The organism is Treponema endosymbiont of Eucomonympha sp. (assembly GCF_001028545.1).
In genome coordinates this window covers 1-627 of record NZ_BBPW01000409.1, presented here as the reverse complement: position 1 = coordinate 627, position 627 = coordinate 1, and the positions used below count along the sequence as shown (strand labels likewise).

At 55.0% G+C, this 627-nt stretch carries 2 protein-coding genes; one reads left to right on the top strand and one right to left on the bottom strand.

What is annotated here, in order from left to right; genetic code table 11:
* Position 1: 1 nt before the first annotated feature.
* Positions 2–157 (top strand): tetratricopeptide repeat protein, encoded by a 156-nt coding sequence (locus tag AWU74_RS13575; protein ID WP_162505014.1) that lies wholly within the window; start codon positions 2–4, stop codon positions 155–157.
* Between the two features lie 91 nt (positions 158–248).
* Here AWU74_RS13575 and AWU74_RS07350 read toward each other — a convergent pair whose 3' ends face one another.
* A complete protein-coding gene (locus tag AWU74_RS07350; protein ID WP_062328748.1) occupies positions 249–530 on the bottom strand; it encodes a transposase in 282 nt (93 codons plus the stop codon).
* Positions 531–627 lie beyond the last annotated feature (97 nt).

Here is a 627-nt window from a genome sequence, read left to right as displayed (position 1 = left end):
ACTGAACGCGGAAGCGGCGGCTTTTGGGGCGCAGGGAAACGAGCGCTATGCCAAGAAAGAATACGACGCGGCGATAGAAGCCTACACGAAGGCGACAGAGCTACAGCCGGATTTTGCGGAAGCGTTTTGTGCTCGGGGAAATACGTATACTAGGTAGTGTGGACTGGAAGGTAGAGGAATAAACACCTGACATGAATGGCGGCGATGAAGGAAGCGGTGAGCTTTGCGTAGCGTGTGGCAATTCCCCGCTAGCGCTTGAGGGCGCGGAAGACATTTTCAATGACGTGCCGTGCCCGATACAGTTCATGATTGTACGCTCTCTGCTTTTTCCGGCTTTTAACCGGAGGGATGACTGCTGCTATATCCGCTTCCTTAAGCATGCCGAGCAGTTCGTTCGTGTCATGCGCCTTGTCCGCAAGGAACGCTTCCGCTTCCAAACCCTTCATAAGGAGAGGCGCTTGGCTACAGTCCGCGACAGTACCGCTTGTCACAATGCCGCCTGCCGGTATCCCGTACTCGTCGACTACCAAGTGCAATTTGCTGTTCAGCCCCCTTTTGTGCGGCTAATGTCCTGACTGCCGCCTTGTGCCCCGCATGCGTCCGCGTATGCCTTGATATACGTCGAAT